At 57.7% G+C, this 18,063-nt stretch carries 16 protein-coding genes and 2 tRNA genes; 17 read left to right on the forward strand and 1 reads right to left on the reverse strand.

Features of this window, described 5'->3' with window-relative positions:
- Nucleotides 1-94: 94 nt before the first annotated feature.
- From grpE to AB7M22_RS00335, 8 genes are all read left to right on the forward strand, one after another.
- On the forward strand, nt 95-661 hold the full coding sequence (gene grpE, locus AB7M22_RS00300) for a nucleotide exchange factor GrpE (RefSeq protein ID WP_007900531.1): 567 nt from the start codon (nt 95-97) through the stop codon (nt 659-661).
- Nucleotides 662-763: 102 nt separating this feature from the next.
- Complete coding sequence (gene dnaK, locus AB7M22_RS00305) at nt 764-2,680, forward strand: molecular chaperone DnaK (protein ID WP_007900530.1); 1,917 nt, start codon at nt 764-766, stop codon at nt 2,678-2,680.
- A gap of 297 nt (nt 2,681-2,977) precedes the next feature.
- Nucleotides 2,978-4,102 carry a molecular chaperone DnaJ gene (dnaJ, locus tag AB7M22_RS00310; protein ID WP_095055180.1) on the forward strand — a complete coding sequence of 375 codons (1,125 nt, stop codon included), beginning with the start codon at nt 2,978-2,980 and terminating at the stop codon, nt 4,100-4,102.
- Nucleotides 4,103-4,111: 9 nt separating this feature from the next.
- Nucleotides 4,112-4,918 carry a 4-hydroxy-tetrahydrodipicolinate reductase gene (gene dapB, locus AB7M22_RS00315; RefSeq protein WP_454184861.1) on the forward strand — a complete coding sequence of 269 codons (807 nt, stop codon included), beginning with the start codon at nt 4,112-4,114 and terminating at the stop codon, nt 4,916-4,918.
- Between the two features lie 259 nt (nt 4,919-5,177).
- Nucleotides 5,178-6,314 (forward strand): glutamine-hydrolyzing carbamoyl-phosphate synthase small subunit, encoded by a 1,137-nt coding sequence (gene carA, locus AB7M22_RS00320; protein ID WP_008005476.1) that lies wholly within the window; start codon nt 5,178-5,180, stop codon nt 6,312-6,314.
- Nucleotides 6,315-6,431: 117 nt separating this feature from the next.
- On the forward strand, nt 6,432-9,653 hold the full coding sequence (carB, locus tag AB7M22_RS00325; RefSeq protein WP_454184862.1) for a carbamoyl-phosphate synthase large subunit: 3,222 nt from the start codon (nt 6,432-6,434) through the stop codon (nt 9,651-9,653).
- Complete coding sequence (gene greA / locus AB7M22_RS00330; RefSeq protein ID WP_007942892.1) at nt 9,650-10,126, forward strand: transcription elongation factor GreA; 477 nt, start codon at nt 9,650-9,652, stop codon at nt 10,124-10,126. The genes carB and greA overlap by 4 nt, the downstream gene beginning before the upstream one ends.
- Nucleotides 10,127-10,154: 28 nt before the next feature.
- Nucleotides 10,155-10,559 (forward strand): MFS transporter, encoded by a 405-nt coding sequence (locus tag AB7M22_RS00335; protein WP_454188742.1) that lies wholly within the window; start codon nt 10,155-10,157, stop codon nt 10,557-10,559.
- A gap of 9 nt (nt 10,560-10,568) precedes the next feature.
- Here AB7M22_RS00335 and AB7M22_RS00340 read toward each other — a convergent pair whose 3' ends face one another.
- Nucleotides 10,569-10,877: a YhbY family RNA-binding protein gene (locus AB7M22_RS00340; RefSeq protein ID WP_007900503.1), complete on the reverse strand. Its 309-nt coding sequence runs from the start codon at nt 10,875-10,877 to the stop codon at nt 10,569-10,571.
- Between the two features lie 101 nt (nt 10,878-10,978).
- On the opposite strand from AB7M22_RS00340, the gene rlmE reads away from it, so the two are divergent.
- The 9 genes from rlmE to rimP all read left to right on the forward strand — a co-directional run bounded on the left by rlmE (nt 10,979) and on the right by rimP (nt 18,023).
- A complete protein-coding gene (rlmE, locus tag AB7M22_RS00345) occupies nt 10,979-11,608 on the forward strand; it encodes a 23S rRNA (uridine(2552)-2'-O)-methyltransferase RlmE (protein WP_454184863.1) in 630 nt (209 codons plus the stop codon).
- 202 nt (nt 11,609-11,810) lie between these two features.
- Nucleotides 11,811-13,721 (forward strand): ATP-dependent zinc metalloprotease FtsH, encoded by a 1,911-nt coding sequence (gene ftsH, locus AB7M22_RS00350; protein WP_030128083.1) that lies wholly within the window; start codon nt 11,811-11,813, stop codon nt 13,719-13,721.
- A gap of 8 nt (nt 13,722-13,729) precedes the next feature.
- Nucleotides 13,730-14,581 (forward strand): dihydropteroate synthase, encoded by an 852-nt coding sequence (gene folP, locus AB7M22_RS00355; protein WP_454184864.1) that lies wholly within the window; start codon nt 13,730-13,732, stop codon nt 14,579-14,581.
- A 16-nt stretch (nt 14,582-14,597) separates the two neighbouring features.
- Complete coding sequence (gene glmM / locus AB7M22_RS00360; RefSeq protein WP_454184865.1) at nt 14,598-15,935, forward strand: phosphoglucosamine mutase; 1,338 nt, start codon at nt 14,598-14,600, stop codon at nt 15,933-15,935.
- Nucleotides 15,936-16,001: 66 nt separating this feature from the next.
- Nucleotides 16,002-16,757: a triose-phosphate isomerase gene (gene tpiA / locus AB7M22_RS00365; RefSeq protein ID WP_454184866.1), complete on the forward strand. Its 756-nt coding sequence runs from the start codon at nt 16,002-16,004 to the stop codon at nt 16,755-16,757.
- Between the two features lie 4 nt (nt 16,758-16,761).
- Nucleotides 16,762-17,145 carry a preprotein translocase subunit SecG gene (secG, locus tag AB7M22_RS00370; RefSeq protein WP_030128079.1) on the forward strand — a complete coding sequence of 128 codons (384 nt, stop codon included), beginning with the start codon at nt 16,762-16,764 and terminating at the stop codon, nt 17,143-17,145.
- Nucleotides 17,146-17,167: 22 nt separating this feature from the next.
- Nucleotides 17,168-17,253 (forward strand) — tRNA-Leu (locus tag AB7M22_RS00375).
- A 96-nt stretch (nt 17,254-17,349) separates the two neighbouring features.
- Nucleotides 17,350-17,426: transfer RNA gene (locus AB7M22_RS00380), tRNA-Met, on the forward strand.
- 138 nt (nt 17,427-17,564) lie between these two features.
- A complete protein-coding gene (gene rimP, locus AB7M22_RS00385) occupies nt 17,565-18,023 on the forward strand; it encodes a ribosome maturation factor RimP (RefSeq protein ID WP_010463487.1) in 459 nt (152 codons plus the stop codon).
- Nucleotides 18,024-18,063: the final 40 nt, after the last annotated feature.

An 18,063-nucleotide genomic window follows, 5' to 3' on the forward strand; every position in this document is an offset into this window, starting at 1 on the left:
TCATCAAATAGCCCTTGAAGCTGAATTTTGCGGCCCCATATACCGGGGCAGAAGCGCGAGTTGAGCTCGCGGACGATATTGGAAGGAGAAATCTATGGCTGACGAACAGACAGTGGATACGCAAAATCTAGACGCCAACCAGGGCCCCGAGGCTTCGGGTGAAGACCTGGCGGCTCGTGTACAAGTGCTCGAAGAGCAATTGGCTGGTGCGCAGGATCAGGCTTTGCGTGTAGCCGCCGATCTGCAGAACGTCCGCCGCCGTGCCGAGCAGGACGTTGAAAAGGCTCACAAATTCGCCTTGGAGAAGTTCGCTGGCGACCTGCTGCCGATCATTGACAGCCTGGAACGCGGTCTGGAGCTATCCAACCCTGACGACGAAAACATTCGTCCGATGCGCGAAGGGATCGAGCTGACCCTGAAAATGTTCCAGGACACCCTGAAACGCTATCACCTGGAAGCGATCGATCCTGAAGGCGAACCCTTCAATGCCTCGCATCATCAGGCAATGGCCATGCAGGAAAGCGCCGACGTCGAGCCAAACAGCGTGCTCAAGGTGTTTCAGAAGGGCTACCAGCTTCACGGTCGCCTGCTGCGCCCGGCCATGGTCGTGGTCAGCAAGGCACCTGCACCGGTTTCGCCTTCGATTGACGAGCAGGCTTGAAATTAGCCGCAAGGCCCCCATTTAGAAGTCAAGCGTTTAAGTGCTACCGCAGTCAGCCACCACTACTGCGGCATCCAAATCCAAAGTTTCGGGAGAGTGAACATGGGCAAAATTATCGGTATCGACCTGGGGACTACCAACTCCTGCGTCTCCGTGCTGGAAAACGGCAAAGCCAAAGTTATTGAAAACGCTGAAGGCGCGCGTACCACGCCGTCGATCATCGCTTACGCCAACGATGGCGAAATTCTGGTTGGCCAGTCGGCCAAGCGTCAGGCAGTGACCAATCCGCATAACACCCTTTACGCGGTGAAGCGTCTGATCGGTCGTCGTTTCGACGAAGAAGTCGTACAGAAAGACATCCAGATGGTCCCTTACAAGATCGTCAAGGCTGACAACAACGACGCCTGGGTTGAAGTGAACGGCCAGAAAATGGCACCGCCACAAATTTCGGCTGAAATTCTGAAGAAAATGAAGAAGACCGCCGAAGACTACCTCGGCGAGCCAGTGACCGAAGCGGTGATCACCGTTCCGGCCTACTTCAACGACAGCCAGCGTCAAGCCACCAAAGACGCCGGCCGCATCGCGGGTCTGGACGTAAAACGTATCATCAACGAACCAACCGCAGCCGCACTGGCCTACGGTATGGACAAGGCGAAAGGCGATCACACCGTGATCGTTTACGACTTGGGCGGCGGTACTTTCGACGTTTCCGTAATCGAGATCGCTGAAGTCGATGGCGAGCACCAGTTCGAAGTGTTGGCCACCAACGGTGACACTTTCCTGGGCGGTGAAGACTTTGACATTCGTCTGATCGACTACCTCGTTGACGAGTTCAAGAAAGAAAGCGGCATGAACCTCAAGGGTGACCCGCTGGCCATGCAGCGCCTGAAAGAAGCCGCTGAGAAAGCCAAGATCGAACTGTCCTCGAGCCAGTCGACCGACGTGAACCTGCCGTACATCACTGCAGACGCTACCGGTCCTAAGCACTTGAACGTGAAAATCTCCCGCGCCAAGCTTGAAGCGCTGGTTGAAGACCTGGTTCAGCGCACCATCGAACCTTGCCGCATCGCCATGAAAGACGCCGGTATCGACGTTGGTTCGATCAACGACGTGATCCTGGTCGGCGGTCAGACCCGTATGCCACTGGTTCAGAAGCTGGTGACCGATTTCTTCGGTAAAGAAGCACGTAAAGACGTCAACCCTGACGAAGCTGTTGCCATGGGTGCTGCTATCCAGGGCGCGGTATTGGCTGGTGACGTGAAAGACGTTCTGCTGCTCGACGTCAGCCCGCTGACCCTGGGTATCGAAACCATGGGCGGCGTAATGACCGCGCTGATCGAGAAAAACACCACGATTCCTACCAAGAAATCGCAAGTGTTCTCGACTGCCGACGACAACCAGGGCGCAGTGACCATTCACGTACTGCAAGGTGAGCGTAAGCAAGCCGCACAGAACAAGTCCTTGGGCAAGTTCGACCTGGCCGAGATTCCACCAGCACCACGTGGCGTGCCACAAATCGAAGTGACCTTCGACATCGACGCCAACGGCATCCTGCACGTCGGCGCGAAAGACAAGGCTACCGGCAAGACTCAGTCGATCGTGATCAAGGCCAACTCCGGTCTGTCCGAGGAAGAAATTCAGCAGATGGTTCGCGATGCTGAAGTTAACGCTGAAGAAGACCGCAAGTTCGAAGAGCTGGCCAGTGCCCGTAACCAAGGTGATGCCCTGGTCCACTCGACGCGCAAAATGGTCGCTGATGCTGGCGATAAAGTGAGCGCTGAAGAGAAGACTGCAATCGAAGCCGCTGTAGTTGCCCTGGAAACCGCCATCAAAGGCGACGACAAGGCCGCTATTGAAGCCAAGGTTGAAGAGCTGTCCAAGGTCTCCGCGCCAGTGGCTCAGAAAATGTACGCTGATCAGGCTCAGCCAGCTGAAGGCGCGGCGCCGCACGACGAAAAAGCTGAAAAGGCTGACGACGTTGTCGATGCAGAGTTCGAAGAAGTCAAAGACCACAAGTAAGTTGTTGGTCGCCCGGTTGACTGCCTTCAGGCGGTGACTGGTAGGATGTCGCCGCGCGGGAGCTTGCTCCCGCGTTGGCGTGTCTGGAGTAAGCGAATTTTTACAGCATGCGACAACGCTCGAATGCTGGCGGTACGGTCGGGGATGCTCCTGCTTTCCGGCTCACAGATACCGCATCGAATCAAAGACCAGGATCGTTGAATTGACGTGAGTTGGGTCCGGGCCTGTATTGGGGCTCAACGAGTTTGGCGAGGCTCAGGAGAGGTTTGCCGAACGTCCTTAAGAGTGCAAAGACTTATGGCAAAGCGTGACTATTACGAAGTATTGGGTGTTGAGCGTGGTTCAAGCGAAGCGGACCTGAAAAAGGCCTACCGTCGCCTGGCGATGAAGCACCACCCGGACCGTAATCCCGATGACAAAGCGTCGGAAGATATGTTCAAGGAGGCCAACGAGGCCTACGAAGTACTGTCCGATTCCAGCAAGCGCGCGGCCTATGACCAATACGGTCATGCCGGTGTCGACCCGAGCATGGGGGGCGGCGGTGCCGGGTTTGGCGGTCAGAACTTCTCCGATATCTTTGGCGATGTCTTCAGTGACTTCTTCGGTGGCGGTCGCGGCGGTTCCCGTGGCGGTGCTCAGCGCGGCAGCGACCTGCGTTACACCCTGGAGCTGAACCTGGAAGAAGCGGTGCGCGGCACGACCGTGAATATCCGCGTTCCGACACTGGTCAACTGCAAGCCGTGCGATGGCTCGGGCGCCAAGAAAGGCTCCTCGCCGATCACTTGCCCGACGTGTGGCGGTATCGGTCAGGTGCGCATGCAGCAGGGGTTCTTCTCGGTGCAGCAGACCTGCCCGCGCTGCCATGGCCAGGGCAAGATCATTTCCGATCCGTGCGATTCCTGCCACGGCGAAGGTCGTGTCGAAGAGTACAAGACCCTGTCGGTGAAAGTGCCGGCCGGTGTCGATACCGGTGACCGTATTCGCTTGTCGGGCGAAGGCGAGGCGGGCGCACAGGGTGGTCCGACCGGCGACCTGTACGTGGTGATCAATGTGCGCGAGCACGCGATCTTCCAGCGGGACGGCAAGCACCTGTTCTGCGAAGTGCCAATCAGCTTCGTCGATGCAGCGCTGGGCGGCGAGCTGGAGATTCCGACCCTCGATGGTCGAGTCAAGCTGAAGATCCCTGAAGGGACTCAGACCGGTAAGCAGTTCCGTGTTCGCGGCAAAGGTGTTGCGCCGGTTCGCGGCGGCGGTGCTGGCGACCTGATGTGTCGCGTGGCGGTCGAAACCCCGGTCAACCTGGGGCGTCGTCAGCGCGAATTGCTGGAAGAGTTCCGCAGCTCCCTGGCGGATGACAACAGCCATTCGCCGAAAACCACTGGTTGGTTCGAAGGCGTGAAGCGCTTCTTCGGCGATTTGTAAGGAGTCGGCATGCGACGTATAGCTGTGATGGGCGCTGCCGGGCGCATGGGCAAAATTCTGGTCGAGGCGGTGCAGCAGCGCGCGCCGCTTACCGGCCTGACGGCAGCCATTGTGCGCCCCGGCAGCACGCTGATTGGCGTGGACGCCGGTGAGCTGGCATCGCTGGGGCGAATCGGTGTCCCGTTGTCCGGTAAGCTGGATGCGGTGGCCGATGAGTTCGATGTGTTGATCGACTTCACGCTCCCGGAAGTGATGCTGAAAAACCTGGAGTTCTGCCGTAAGGCGGGCAAGTCCATGGTGATCGGCACCACGGGGCTGGACGCGGCGCAGAAGCAGTTGCTGGCCGAGGCGAGCAAGGATATTGCGATTGTGTTCGCGGCCAATTTCAGTGTTGGTGTAAACCTGTCGCTGAAGCTGCTCGATATGGCAGCTCGTGTGCTGGGCGATGAGGCTGACATCGAAATCATCGAGGCTCATCATCGGCACAAGATCGACGCCCCTTCAGGCACGGCTCTGCGCATGGGTGAAGTGATCGCCAGTGCGCTGGATCGTGATCTGCAGAAGGTCGCGATCTATGGTCGTGAAGGTCACACCGGTGTGCGTGAGCGTGAAACGATCGGCTTCGCGACTGTTCGCGGTGGTGATGTGGTCGGTGATCATACGGTGCTGTTCGCCTGTGAGGGCGAGCGACTGGAGATCACGCACAAGGCATCCAGCCGCATGACCTTCGCCAAGGGCGCGGTACGTGCCGCTTTGTGGCTGGATGGTCGTGAGCCAGGCCTTTACGACATGCAAGACGTGCTCGACCTGCGGTAAGATGTGCCCGAAATCGGGTTCAAACTCAGCGTTTGGGCCCGGTTTTGTTCCGCCAAGCGACGTCCTGTCGCATTCTCCGGCCTTTAGGGCTCATTGGCGGTAGACCAAAAATGCCTTTTTCTGTAAGCTACAGCTTTAGTGTGTCCACTAAAAGCGCGCAGAATAATTCGGTGAAGAAGCGGGGTGACGTGTCCATACGTCACTCCGCTTTTTTACAACCTGCGATCGCCCTTTCAGGCTTTATTTACGGGAGGTCTTCTTGACTAAGCCAGCCATACTCGCCCTTGCTGATGGCAGCATTTTTCGCGGCGAAGCCATTGGAGCCGACGGTCAAACCGTTGGTGAGGTGGTGTTCAACACCGCAATGACCGGCTATCAGGAAATCCTTACCGATCCTTCCTACGCCCAACAGATCGTTACCCTGACGTACCCGCACATCGGCAATACCGGCACCACGCCGGAAGACGCCGAGTCCGACCGCGTCTGGTCCGCTGGCCTGGTCATCCGTGACCTGCCACTGGTTGCGAGCAACTGGCGCAACACGATGTCCCTGTCCGACTACCTGAAAGCCAACAATGTGGTGGCTATCGCCGGTATCGACACCCGCCGCCTCACACGCATCCTGCGTGAGAAAGGCGCTCAGAACGGCTGCATCATGGCCGGTGACAACATTTCCGAAGAAGCCGCCATCGCCGCCGCTCAGGGTTTCCCTGGTCTTAAAGGCATGGACCTGGCGAAAGTCGTCAGCACCAAAGAGAAGTACGAGTGGCGCTCGACTGTCTGGGATCTGAAAACCGACAGCCACGCGACTCTGGAAGCCTCCGAGCTGCCATACCACGTGGTGGCCTACGACTACGGCGTCAAGCTGAACATTCTGCGCATGCTGGTCGAGCGCGGTTGCCGCGTGACCGTGGTGCCTGCACAGACTCCGGCCGCTGAAGCGCTGGCGTTGAAGCCGGACGGCGTGTTCCTGTCCAACGGCCCGGGCGACCCTGAGCCATGCGACTACGCGATCCAGGCGATCAAGGACGTGCTGGAAACCGAGATTCCGGTGTTCGGCATCTGCCTCGGTCACCAACTGCTGGCTCTGGCCTCCGGCGCCAAGACCCTGAAAATGGGTCATGGCCACCACGGTGCCAACCACCCGGTCCAGGATCTGGACAGCGGTGTGGTGATGATCACCAGCCAGAACCACGGTTTTGCGGTAGACGAAGCGACCCTGCCAGGCAACGTTCGGGCGATCCACAAATCGCTGTTCGACGGCACCCTGCAAGGCATCGAGCGTACCGACAAGAGCGCCTTCAGCTTCCAGGGTCACCCTGAAGCCAGCCCTGGCCCGAACGACGTAGCGCCACTGTTTGATCGCTTCATCAACGAAATGGCCAAGCGACGCTAATCGCTCGCCCTGATGTAGCGAAGCCTGAGGGCGGTCCCGAAACCGGTGACCCCCTCAAGGCTTCAGAGATTGAACAAGACGGCTTGCCGACTGACCTGCGGATTTGAGTGACAACCCATGCCAAAACGTACAGACATTAAAAGCATCCTGATTCTCGGCGCTGGCCCGATCGTGATCGGCCAGGCCTGCGAATTCGACTACTCCGGCGCCCAGGCCTGTAAAGCCCTGCGCGAGGAGGGTTACCGCGTCATCCTGGTGAACTCCAACCCGGCCACCATCATGACCGACCCGGCCATGGCCGACGCCACCTACATCGAACCGATCAAGTGGCAGACCGTTGCCAAGATCATCGAGAAAGAGCGTCCGGACGCGCTGCTGCCGACCATGGGTGGCCAGACCGCTCTGAACTGCGCACTGGACCTGGAGCGCGAAGGCGTTCTGGAGAAGTTCGGCGTAGAAATGATCGGCGCCAACGCTGACACCATCGACAAGGCCGAAGACCGTTCGCGCTTCGACAAGGCGATGAAATCCATCGGTCTGGACTGCCCGCGTTCGGGTATCGCCCACAGCATGGAAGAGGCCAACGCGGTCCTCGAGCGTCTCGGCTTCCCGTGCATCATTCGTCCGTCCTTCACCATGGGCGGCACCGGTGGCGGTATCGCTTACAACCGTGAAGAGTTCGAAGAAATCTGCGCCCGCGGTCTGGACTTGTCGCCGACCAAAGAGCTGCTGATCGACGAATCGCTGATCGGCTGGAAAGAATACGAGATGGAGGTTGTCCGCGATAAGAAGGACAACTGCATCATCGTCTGCTCCATCGAAAACTTCGACCCGATGGGCGTGCACACCGGTGACTCGATCACTGTTGCGCCAGCACAGACCCTGACTGACAAGGAATACCAGATCCTGCGTAACGCCTCCCTGGCGGTATTGCGCGAGATCGGCGTGGAAACCGGCGGTTCCAACGTCCAGTTCGGTATCTGCCCGGACACTGGCCGCATGGTCGTCATCGAGATGAACCCGCGGGTATCCCGTTCCTCGGCCCTGGCCTCGAAAGCCACCGGTTTCCCGATCGCCAAGGTCGCGGCAAAACTGGCCGTCGGTTACACCCTCGACGAGCTGTCGAACGACATCACCGGTGGCAAGACCCCGGCGTCCTTCGAGCCGTCCATCGACTACGTAGTCACCAAGCTGCCACGCTTTGCCTTCGAGAAATTCCCGAAAGCCGACGCGCGCCTGACCACTCAAATGAAGTCGGTCGGTGAAGTCATGGCCATCGGCCGGACCTTCCAGGAATCCCTGCAGAAAGCCCTGCGCGGTCTGGAAGTGGGCGTTTGCGGCCTGGACGAGAAGCTCGACCTGAGCAACCCGGAAAGCATGAGCATCCTCAAGCGCGAACTGACCGTGCCTGGTGCTGAGCGTATCTGGTACGTCGCTGACGCGTTCCGCGCCGGTCTGTCGGTCGAAGATATTTTCGGCATGAACATGATCGACCCGTGGTTCCTGGTACAGATCGAAGATCTGATCAAGGAAGAAGAGAAGGTCAAGACCCTGGGTCTGGCCAGCATCGACCACGACGTGATGTTTCGCCTCAAGCGCAAAGGTTTCTCCGACATGCGTCTGGCCAAGCTGCTGGGCGTGACCGAGAAGGCTCTGCGTCGCCACCGTCACAAGCTGGAAATCTTCCCGGTCTACAAGCGCGTTGACACCTGCGCGGCCGAGTTCGCCACCGACACCGCTTACCTCTACTCGACGTACGAGGAAGAGTGCGAAGCCGCGCCGTCGGGTCGCGACAAGATCATGATCCTCGGCGGCGGTCCAAACCGTATCGGCCAGGGCATCGAGTTCGACTATTGCTGCGTACACGCGGCACTGGCCCTGCGCGAAGATGGTTACGAGACCATCATGGTCAACTGCAACCCGGAAACCGTTTCCACCGACTACGACACCTCCGATCGTCTGTACTTCGAACCAGTGACCCTGGAAGACGTATTGGAAATCGTCCGTGTCGAGAAGCCGAAAGGCGTGATCGTCCAGTACGGCGGCCAGACTCCGTTGAAACTGGCGCGTGCCCTGGAAGAAGCCGGCGTGCCAATCATCGGCACCAGCCCTGACGCCATCGACCGTGCCGAAGACCGTGAGCGCTTCCAGCAAATGGTTGAGCGTCTGAACCTGCGTCAGCCGCCAAACGCCACCGTGCGCAGCGAAGACGAAGCGATTCGTGCCGCGGCCAAGATCGGTTACCCGCTGGTGGTTCGTCCGTCCTACGTACTGGGCGGCCGCGCGATGGAAATCGTCTACGAAGAAGAAGAACTCAAGCGCTACCTGCGCGATGCGGTGAAAGTGTCCAACGACAGCCCGGTGCTGCTCGATCACTTCCTCAACTGCGCCATCGAAATGGACGTGGATGCGGTCTGCGACGGCACCGACGTGGTGATCGGCGCGATCATGCAGCACATCGAGCAGGCCGGCGTTCACTCCGGTGACTCCGCATGCTCCCTGCCGCCGTACTCGCTGCCTGCTCATATCCAGGACGAGATGCGCGAACAGGTCAAGAAAATGGCCCTGGAATTGGGCGTTGTCGGCCTGATGAACGTTCAGTTGGCGCTGCAAGGCGAAGACATCTACGTCATCGAAGTCAACCCGCGCGCTTCCCGTACCGTGCCGTTCGTGTCCAAGTGCATCGGTGTTTCCCTGGCAATGATCGCGGCTCGCGTGATGGCCGGTAAAACCCTGAAGGAAATCGGCTTCACCAAAGAAATCATTCCGAACTTCTACAGCGTGAAAGAGGCGGTGTTCCCATTCGCCAAGTTCCCTGGTGTGGATCCGATCCTGGGCCCAGAGATGAAGTCCACTGGTGAAGTGATGGGCGTGGGCGACACCTTCGGCGAAGCCTTTGCCAAAGCCCAGATGGGCGCCAGCGAAGTGCTGCCGACTGGTGGTACTGCGTTCATCAGCGTGCGTGATGATGACAAACCACTGGTTGCAGGCGTGGCCCGTGATCTGATCAACTTGGGCTTCGAAGTGGTCGCCACTGCCGGCACTGCCAAGCTGATCGAAGCCGCAGGCCTGAAAGTGCGTCGTGTGAACAAGGTGACCGAGGGTCGTCCGCACGTGGTCGACATGATCAAGAATGACGAAGTCACCCTGATCATCAACACCACTGAAGGTCGCCAGTCGATCGCCGATTCTTACTCCATTCGTCGTAATGCCTTGCAGCACAAGATCTACTGCACCACTACCATTGCTGCTGGCGAAGCTATCTGCGAAGCGCTGAAGTTCGGTCCCGAGAAGACCGTGCGCCGCTTGCAGGATCTACACGCAGGATTGAAGGCATGATCAAATACCCAATGACCGTCCAGGGCGCGAAAGCCCTGGAAGAAGAACACGCTCACCTGACCAAGGTCGTCCGTCCGAAGCTCAGCCAGGACATCGGTACGGCCCGCGAGTTGGGTGACTTGAAGGAAAACGCCGAATACCATGCTGCTCGCGAGCAGCAGGGTATGGTCGAGGCGCGGATTCGTGACATCGAAGGCCGGATTCAGAATCAGGTCATCATCGATGTCACGACCATTCCTCACACCGGTAAAGTGATTTTCGGCACCACCGTTGAAATCGCCAACGTCGAGACTGATGAGCGCGTCACTTACCACATCGTGGGTGAGGATGAGGCTGACTTCAAACTCGGCAAGATTTCGGTGGGCTCGCCACTGGCTCGTGCCTTGATTGCCAAGGAAGAGGGTGATGTGGTCGCCGTGAAAACGCCGGGTGGCGTTATCGAGTATGAGATTGTCGAAGTTCGCCACCTCTGAAAGAAGGCGCCCGCTACGTGCGGGCGCCATGCTTTGGCAGCTGGCCCAAATGTTGTGGGTTGGCGGCCTGTGGCTGTTGCACATCGGTCTGCTGCCGGTGCTGGGGCGAATAGGCCTGGCGCCGCTGCTGATCGACGAAATTGCAGGCATGCTGAATACGCTGATGGTGGGATTTGCCACAGCGTGTTTGATTTTTCAGGCTTTGGTGCTGATTCAGGCCGAGGGCCTTGCCAGTCTATGGCGCGATATTCGTGGGCAACTGCTGCTGATGGCGCTGTATGGGGGGGCGATGTATTTCGCGGTCCACGTCGGCTGGCCGCAGGCGGCGCATTGGCAGCTGTTCAGCTATCTTGTTCTGGGATTTTCCGGGCTGGTGCTGGTGATGCAACCGGTGCCGGGATGGAGTGTGAGGGTGCGCGAAGCACACCCTTGACCCTTGTCATCACTTGAAGCGATGGACGTTCGACAGCTGCTTGTTGACGCTGAAGTTCTTGCGGTAAATCAGTGCCATCTTGCCGATGACTTGAACCAGATCGGCTTTGCCGGCCTTGCAGAGTTCTGCAATGGCTGCCAGGCGCGATTCGCGATCGAGGATGTTGAGCTTGATTTTGATCAGCTCGTGATCCGCCAAAGCGCGTTCAAGTTCGGCTAACACACCTTCAGTCAAACCGTTGTCAGCCACAATCAAAACTGGTTTCAGATGGTGGCCAATGGATTTGTACTGTTTCTTCTGCTCTTGAGTGAGCGGCATAATCTGACCCTTTAGTCTGGATTCTGTAAAATGGCGGCCATTTTACCCGAGGGTTCGTGGATCCGCCCAATTAATCACGACCCTTATCATCGAGGTGCCCAATGGCGCGTTCCAAGACAAGCCTTGGTTGGCTGAAAAGACATGTCAATGATCCCTATGTGAAGCAGGCGCAGAAGGATGGTTACCGCTCGCGTGCGAGTTACAAGCTTCTGGAGGTCCAGGAGAAATACAAGCTGATCCGTCCTGGTATGAGCGTTGTCGACCTGGGTGCGGCGCCCGGCGGCTGGTCGCAGGTCACTAGTCGGCTGATCGGTGGTCAGGGGCGTCTGATCGCCTCGGACATCCTGGAAATGGACGGCATTCCGGACGTGACTTTCATTCAGGGTGACTTCACCCAGGACGAAGTGCTCGCTCAGATCCTTGAAGCCGTGGGTAATTCGCAGGTGGACCTTGTGATTTCCGATATGGCCCCCAATATGAGTGGTACGCCTGAGGTGGACATGCCAAAAGCCATGTTTCTATGTGAGCTGGCTCTTGATCTGGCTGCTCGGATACTCAAGCCGGGTGGTAATTTCGTGATCAAGGTGTTTCAGGGCGAAGGGTTTGATGCTTACGTGAAGGACGCTCGTCAGAAATTCGACAAGGTCCAGATGATCAAGCCGGACTCTTCCCGTGGCAGTTCCCGCGAGCAATACATGCTGGCTTGGGGTTACCGCGGCCGTAGTGAGTAAATCGAGGTTTTTTTGCGGGTCGATAGGTTTTTCGTATTTCGTCCCGTGAGCATTAGCGAATATTGTGTAGAAAGTGTTTCACAAAGGGTTACAGACGGCGCCTGCCAGAGCCGTAGGTAATGTAGTAAGTTAGGCCGGTGAATATCATGCGAAGCACGCGCCATTAGCGGAGCTTGCTTCAGAGGGTAGTTAATTGAACGATATGGCAAAGAATCTGATCCTGTGGTTGATCATCGCGGCTGTCCTGGTGACGGTGATGAACAACTTCTCCAGCCCTAACGAGCCGCAGACCCTCAACTATTCCGACTTCATCCAGCAGGTCAAGGATGGCAAGGTCGAGCGCGTAGCGGTTGATGGCTACGTGATTACCGGCAAGCGCAACGATGGCGACAGCTTCAAGACCATTCGTCCGGCAATCCAGGACAATGGCCTGATCGGCGACCTCGTGGATAACCACGTGGTAGTTGAAGGCAAGCAGCCTGAGCAGCAAAGCATCTGGACTCAACTCCTGGTCGCAAGCTTCCCGATCCTTGTAATCATCGCTGTCTTCATGTTCTTCATGCGGCAGATGCAGGGTGGTGCCGGTGGCAAGGGCGGGCCGATGAGCTTCGGCAAGAGCAAGGCGCGCCTGCTCTCCGAAGATCAGGTGAAAACTACTTTGGCTGACGTTGCCGGTTGCGACGAAGCCAAGGAAGAAGTTGGCGAGCTGGTCGAATTCCTGCGTGATCCGGGCAAGTTCCAGCGTTTGGGCGGTCGCATTCCTCGTGGCGTGCTGATGGTCGGTCCTCCTGGTACTGGTAAAACCTTGATCGCCAAGGCGATTGCCGGCGAAGCCAAAGTGCCGTTCTTCACCATTTCCGGTTCCGATTTCGTCGAAATGTTCGTCGGTGTCGGTGCCAGTCGTGTTCGTGACATGTTCGAGCAGGCGAAGAAGCACGCGCCATGCATCATCTTCATCGATGAAATCGACGCCGTCGGTCGCCACCGTGGTGCCGGCATGGGCGGCGGTCACGACGAGCGCGAACAGACTCTCAACCAGTTGCTGGTAGAGATGGACGGCTTCGAAATGAATGACGGCATCATCGTCATTGCAGCAACCAACCGTCCCGACGTGCTGGACCCTGCATTGCTGCGTCCGGGTCGTTTCGACCGTCAGGTCGTGGTCGGTCTGCCGGATATCCGTGGTCGCGAGCAGATTCTCAAAGTCCACATGCGCAAAGTGCCAATGGGTGACGACGTGGCTCCGGCCGTGATCGCGCGTGGTACTCCTGGTTTCTCCGGTGCCGACCTGGCCAACCTGGTAAACGAGGCGTCGTTGTTCGCAGCCCGTGCCGGCAAGCGCATCGTCGAGATGAAAGAGTTCGAACTGGCCAAAGACAAGATCATGATGGGTGCCGAGCGCAAATCCATGGTCATGTCCGAGAAAGAGAAGCAGAATACTGCTTATCACGAAGCTGGCCACGCTATCGTCGGTCGCGTCGTCCCTGAGCATGATCCGGTCTACAAAGTGTCGATCATCCCGCGCGGTCGCGCGCTCGGTGTGACCATGTTCCTGCCGGAAGAAGATCGCTACAGCCTGTCCAAGCGTGCACTGATCAGTCAGATCTGCTCGCTGTATGGCGGTCGTATCGCTGAAGAAATGACCTTGGGCTTCGATGGCGTCACTACCGGTGCATCCAACGACATCATGCGTGCCAGCCAGATCGCACGGAACATGGTGACCAAGTGGGGCTTGTCGGAAAAACTCGGCCCGTTGATGTACGCCGAAGAAGAGGGCGAAGTGTTCCTCGGTCGTGGCGGCGGTGGTCAACATGCAAGTTTCTCCGGCGAGACAGCCAAGCTGATCGACTCCGAAGTACGCAGCATCATTGACCAGTGTTACGGCACGGCCAAACAGATCCTTACGGATAACCGTGACAAGCTTGACGCCATGGCGGACGCCTTGATGAAGTACGAGACGATCGATGCCGATCAGATCGATGACATCATGGCGGGTCGTGCACCTCGCGAGCCTCGCGACTGGTCTGGCGGTAGTGATACGTCCGGCACGCCTCCGGCGGTGCAGGATGGGCGTCCGGAAACGCCAATCGGTGGCCCGGCTGCTGACGTATAAGGTTTGAAATGACTTCTGTTCAGTCCTCGACCCGGTTGCCTTGCGGCAACCGGGTTCTTGATTTGGCCCAGACGCACGTCATGGGCATTCTCAATGTCACTCCCGACTCCTTCTCCGATGGTGGCCAATACAGCCAGCTGGATGTGGCCCTGCGTCACGCCGAGGCGATGGTGGCAGCTGGTGCGACGCTGATCGACGTTGGTGGTGAATCGACCCGGCCCGGTGCCAGGGCGGTTTCACCGCTTGAAGAGCTTGAGCGTGTAGCGCCTATCGTCGAGCGTATTCATCGTGAACTCGATGTGATTATCTCGGTCGATACTTCCACGCCGGCGGTCATGCGTGAAACCGCAAGGCTTGGGGCGGGTTTGATCAATGATGTGCGTTCGTTGCGCCGGGACGGTGCCCTGGATGCCGCGGCGGCCACCGGTTTGCCGGTGTGTCTGATGCATATGCTCGGTGAGCCGGGCGACATGCAGGACAATCCGCAGTATCAGGATGTGACGAAAGAGGTCGGCGAGTTTCTCGCCGAACGCATGGTTCAGTGTGCGTCGGTGGGCATCCCTGCTGAGCGGATCATCCTCGATCCGGGCTTCGGCTTCGCGAAAACCTTGCAGCACAACCTGAGCTTGTTTAAGCATATGGAAGCCTTGCATGCCTTGGGGCGGCCCCTGTTGGTCGGGGTTTCGCGAAAGAGCATGATCGGGCAAGCCTTGAATCGGCCGGTGGGAGAGCGTCTGCATGGCGGTTTGGCGCTCGCGGCACTGGCTTCATTCAAGGGGGCGCGTATATTGCGCGTCCATGATGTGGCTGAAACGGTCGACGTAGTGCGAATGATTGCCGCAGTAGAATCAGCCGAATAAGAATGATGGAGTACTTATGAGCAAAAAATACTTTGGCACCGACGGCATTCGTGGTCGGGTCGGTGAATACCCGATTACTCCTGATTTCATGCTCAAGCTTGGCTGGGCGGCAGGCATGGCATTTCGCCGCATGGGTGCTTGCAAGGTGCTCGTGGGCAAGGACACCCGGATCTCCGGTTACATGTTCGAGTCGGCGCTTGAAGCCGGGCTGACCTCGGCAGGTGCTGATGTGATGCTCCTGGGGCCGATGCCGACGCCAGCCATCGCCTATCTGACACGTACCTTTCATGCCGAAGCCGGCATCGTGATCAGCGCTTCGCACAACCCTCATGACGACAACGGCATTAAATTTTTCTCCGGGAAGGGCACCAAGCTTCCGGATGAAGTCGAGCTGATGATCGAAGAGCTGCTCGACACCCCGATGACCGTGGTTGAGTCGAGCAAAATTGGCAAGGTATCGCGAATCAACGATGCCTCGGGCCGTTATATCGAATTCTGCAAGAGCAGCGTCCCGACCGGTACCAGTTTTGCCGGGCTGAAAATCGTGATCGACTGTGCTCATGGTGCGACCTATAAAGTGGCGCCTAGTGTGTTCCGTGAGCTGGGAGCCGATGTCGTTGTGCTTTCTGCTCATCCTAATGGCCTGAACATCAATGAAAATTGCGGTTCGACCCATATGGAACCACTGCAAGCTGCCGTATTGGCCGAGCACGCCGATTTGGGTATTGCCTTTGACGGTGATGGTGACCGGGTCCAGATGGTCGATCACACTGGCGCTGTCGTCGACGGCGACGAGTTGTTGTTCATCATCGCTCGCGATCTGCAAGAGCGCGGCAAGTTGCAGGGCGGTGTGGTCGGTACGCTGATGAGTAACCTGGGGCTGGAACTGGCCCTGGCTGATCTGGCGATTCCTTTTGTGCGCGCCAACGTTGGCGACCGTTACGTGATCTCCGAGTTGCTGGAGCGCGATTGGCAGGTGGGTGGGGAAAATTCGGGGCACATTGTGTGCTTCAGTCACACCACCACCGGTGATGCAATTATTGCCGCGTTGCAGGTGTTGATGGCGCTGAAGAGGCGCGCAGAAGGTCTGGCTCAGTCCCGCCAGGCGCTGCGCAAGTGTCCTCAAGTGCTGATCAATGTCCGGTTTGGCGGTGGTGCGAGTCCGCTCGAGCATCCGAAAGTCAAGGAGGCCAGTGATCGTGTCACCCAGGCGATGGCTGGTCGTGGGCGCGTGCTGTTACGCAAGTCCGGGACAGAGCCGCTGGTGCGGGTCATGGTCGAGGGCGAGGACGAAGCGCAGGTTCGCGGTTACGCCGAAGAGCTGGCAAAACTGGTAACTGAAGTTTCTGTCTGATTTCGGCTTGCCAGCCATGATTGTGTTGGGTAACATCTGCGCCCACTTTGACCGACGAGGTACAGCATGCGTCGCCCTATGGTAGCTGGTAACTGGAAGATGCACGGTACCCGCGCCAGCGTCGCTGAGCTGATCAATGGCCTTAGTCATCTGGCCTTGCCAAGCGGTGTTGATGTCGCGGTATTCCCGCCTTGCTTGCATATCAATCAAGTGATTGATGGCTTGAAAGGTAAGTCGATTTCGGTCGGCGCGCAGAATTCTGCAGTGGAATCCATGCAAGGTGCATTGACTGGTGAAGTTGCGCCGAGTCAGTTGGTGGATGCAGGTTGTTCCCTGGTGCTTGTCGGGCACTCCGAGCGCCGCCAGATAATGGGCGAGCAGGACGGAATGCTGATTCGCAAGTTCGCAGCGGCGCAGGCATGTGGCTTGATTCCGGTGTTGTGCGTAGGGGAGACCCTTGAAGAGCGCGAAGCTGGAAAAACTCTTGAGGTTGTCGGGCGTCAGCTTGGCAGTATCATTGCGGAGCTGGGTGTAGGTGTCTTTGCAAAGGCAGTAATCGCTTACGAGCCGGTCTGGGCCATTGGCACCGGGCTGACTGCTTCGCCGCAACAGGCGCAGGATGTGCACGCAGCCATTCGCGCTCAGTTGGCGGCAGAGAATTCTGAGGTCGCGCAAGGTGTGCGGCTTCTATACGGCGGCAGCGTGAAGGCGGCCAATGCGGTCGAACTGTTCGGCATGCCGGATATCGATGGGGGGCTCATTGGTGGAGCTTCCCTGAATGCAGATGAGTTCGGTGCGATTTGTCGCGCCGCGGGAAACTGAAAAAATGCTGGAAACAGTCGTAGTCGTTTTTCATCTGCTGGGTGCATTGGGCGTAGTTGCTCTGGTTTTGCTGCAGCAGGGTAAAGGTGCGGATGCTGGCGCGTCTTTCGGAGCAGGTGCTTCAAATACTGTGTTCGGAAGCCAAGGTTCCTCTACCTTTCTTAGTAAGTTTACTGCTATACTTGCCGCCGGTTTCTTCATAACCAGCTTGGGGTTAGGTTACTTTGCTAAAGAGAAGGCTCATGAGCTGACTCAAGTAGGTTTGCCAAACCCGGCAGTGTTGGAAGTTCCAAAGCAACAACCGGCTTCTGATGATGTCCCGGTGCTTCAAGAGCAAAAGTCGGCTACTCCAGCGACTGACGTACCTCCAGCTCAAGAGCAGAAGTAAGAAGGGTTTCAAACGTAGTATTGCCGAGGTGGTGGAATTGGTAGACACGCAACCTTGAGGTGGTTGTGCCCATAGGGTGTAGGGGTTCGAGTCCCCTTCTCGGTACCAATTATCAGGAGAGCCCGCTGTTGCGGGCTTTCTTGTAGGTGGAAGGTTACATTGACCCTGTCAGGGATCGGTCGTATACTTCCGCCCCAGCTTTGTCGCGGGGTGGAGCAGTCTGGTAGCTCGTCGGGCTCATAACCCGAAGGTCGTCGGTTCAAATCCGGCCCCCGCAACCAGTTTAAGGAGCCCCTTTTCAGGGGCTTTTTGTTAGCTGGACACTTTCAACGCCGCTGTTCAACGGCGTTTCAAGGATGGGCGTTTCGCCCATTTTTTTATTTTGCACAGCATGCACATACATGCACGAGGGGGTTCAGGTGTCGAGCAAGCTAGAAGAGTTGCAGGCCTTGCTGGCCCCGGTGGTCGTGGCCCTAGGCTATGAATGCTGGGGTATTGAGTTTTCGGCTCAAGGTCGCCACTCAATGTTGCGCGTTTATATTGATAAAGAGGGCGGCGTGCTGGTGGACGATTGTGCCATCGTCAGCCGTCAGATCAGCGGTGTATTGGATGTTGAAGATCCGATCGCGGTTGAATACACCCTTGAAGTTTCCTCGCCTGGCATGGAACGCCCACTGTTCACTATTGAGCAGTTTGCAAAATTTGCCGGTGAACAAGTGAAGATCAAGCTGCGCTCGCCTTTTGAAGGTCGGCGCAACTTTCAGGGCCTTCTGCGCGGTGTAGAAGAGCAGGACGTCGTGGTGCAGGTTGAAGACCATGAGTTTCTGTTGCCGATCGATATGATCGACAAGGCCAACATTATTCCCAGTTTTGACTGAGACGCGGATCCCGCGGATCCAATGGCTTGCGAAAGGCGAG

It is taken from the genome of Pseudomonas sp. ADAK2 TE3594, assembly GCF_053628675.1.

Bases quoted from the DNA above. Each gene is read 5' to 3' on its own strand.
- grpE (WP_007900531.1), top strand. From the start codon at position 95: ATGGCTGACGAACAGACAGTGGATACGCAAAATCTAGACGCCAACCAG.
- dnaK (WP_007900530.1), top strand. From the start codon at position 764: ATGGGCAAAATTATCGGTATCGACCTGGGGACTACCAACTCCTGCGTC.
- dnaJ (WP_095055180.1), top strand. From the start codon at position 2,978: ATGGCAAAGCGTGACTATTACGAAGTATTGGGTGTTGAGCGTGGTTCA.
- dapB (WP_454184861.1), top strand. From the start codon at position 4,112: ATGCGACGTATAGCTGTGATGGGCGCTGCCGGGCGCATGGGCAAAATT.
- carB (WP_454184862.1), top strand. From the start codon at position 6,432: ATGCCAAAACGTACAGACATTAAAAGCATCCTGATTCTCGGCGCTGGC.
- greA (WP_007942892.1), top strand. From the start codon at position 9,650: ATGATCAAATACCCAATGACCGTCCAGGGCGCGAAAGCCCTGGAAGAA.
- AB7M22_RS00335 (WP_454188742.1), top strand. From the start codon at position 10,155: ATGCTTTGGCAGCTGGCCCAAATGTTGTGGGTTGGCGGCCTGTGGCTG.
- AB7M22_RS00340 (WP_007900503.1), bottom strand. From the start codon at position 10,877: ATGCCGCTCACTCAAGAGCAGAAGAAACAGTACAAATCCATTGGCCAC.
- rlmE (WP_454184863.1), top strand. From the start codon at position 10,979: ATGGCGCGTTCCAAGACAAGCCTTGGTTGGCTGAAAAGACATGTCAAT.
- ftsH (WP_030128083.1), top strand. From the start codon at position 11,811: ATGGCAAAGAATCTGATCCTGTGGTTGATCATCGCGGCTGTCCTGGTG.
- folP (WP_454184864.1), top strand. From the start codon at position 13,730: ATGACTTCTGTTCAGTCCTCGACCCGGTTGCCTTGCGGCAACCGGGTT.
- glmM (WP_454184865.1), top strand. From the start codon at position 14,598: ATGAGCAAAAAATACTTTGGCACCGACGGCATTCGTGGTCGGGTCGGT.
- tpiA (WP_454184866.1), top strand. From the start codon at position 16,002: ATGCGTCGCCCTATGGTAGCTGGTAACTGGAAGATGCACGGTACCCGC.
- secG (WP_030128079.1), top strand. From the start codon at position 16,762: ATGCTGGAAACAGTCGTAGTCGTTTTTCATCTGCTGGGTGCATTGGGC.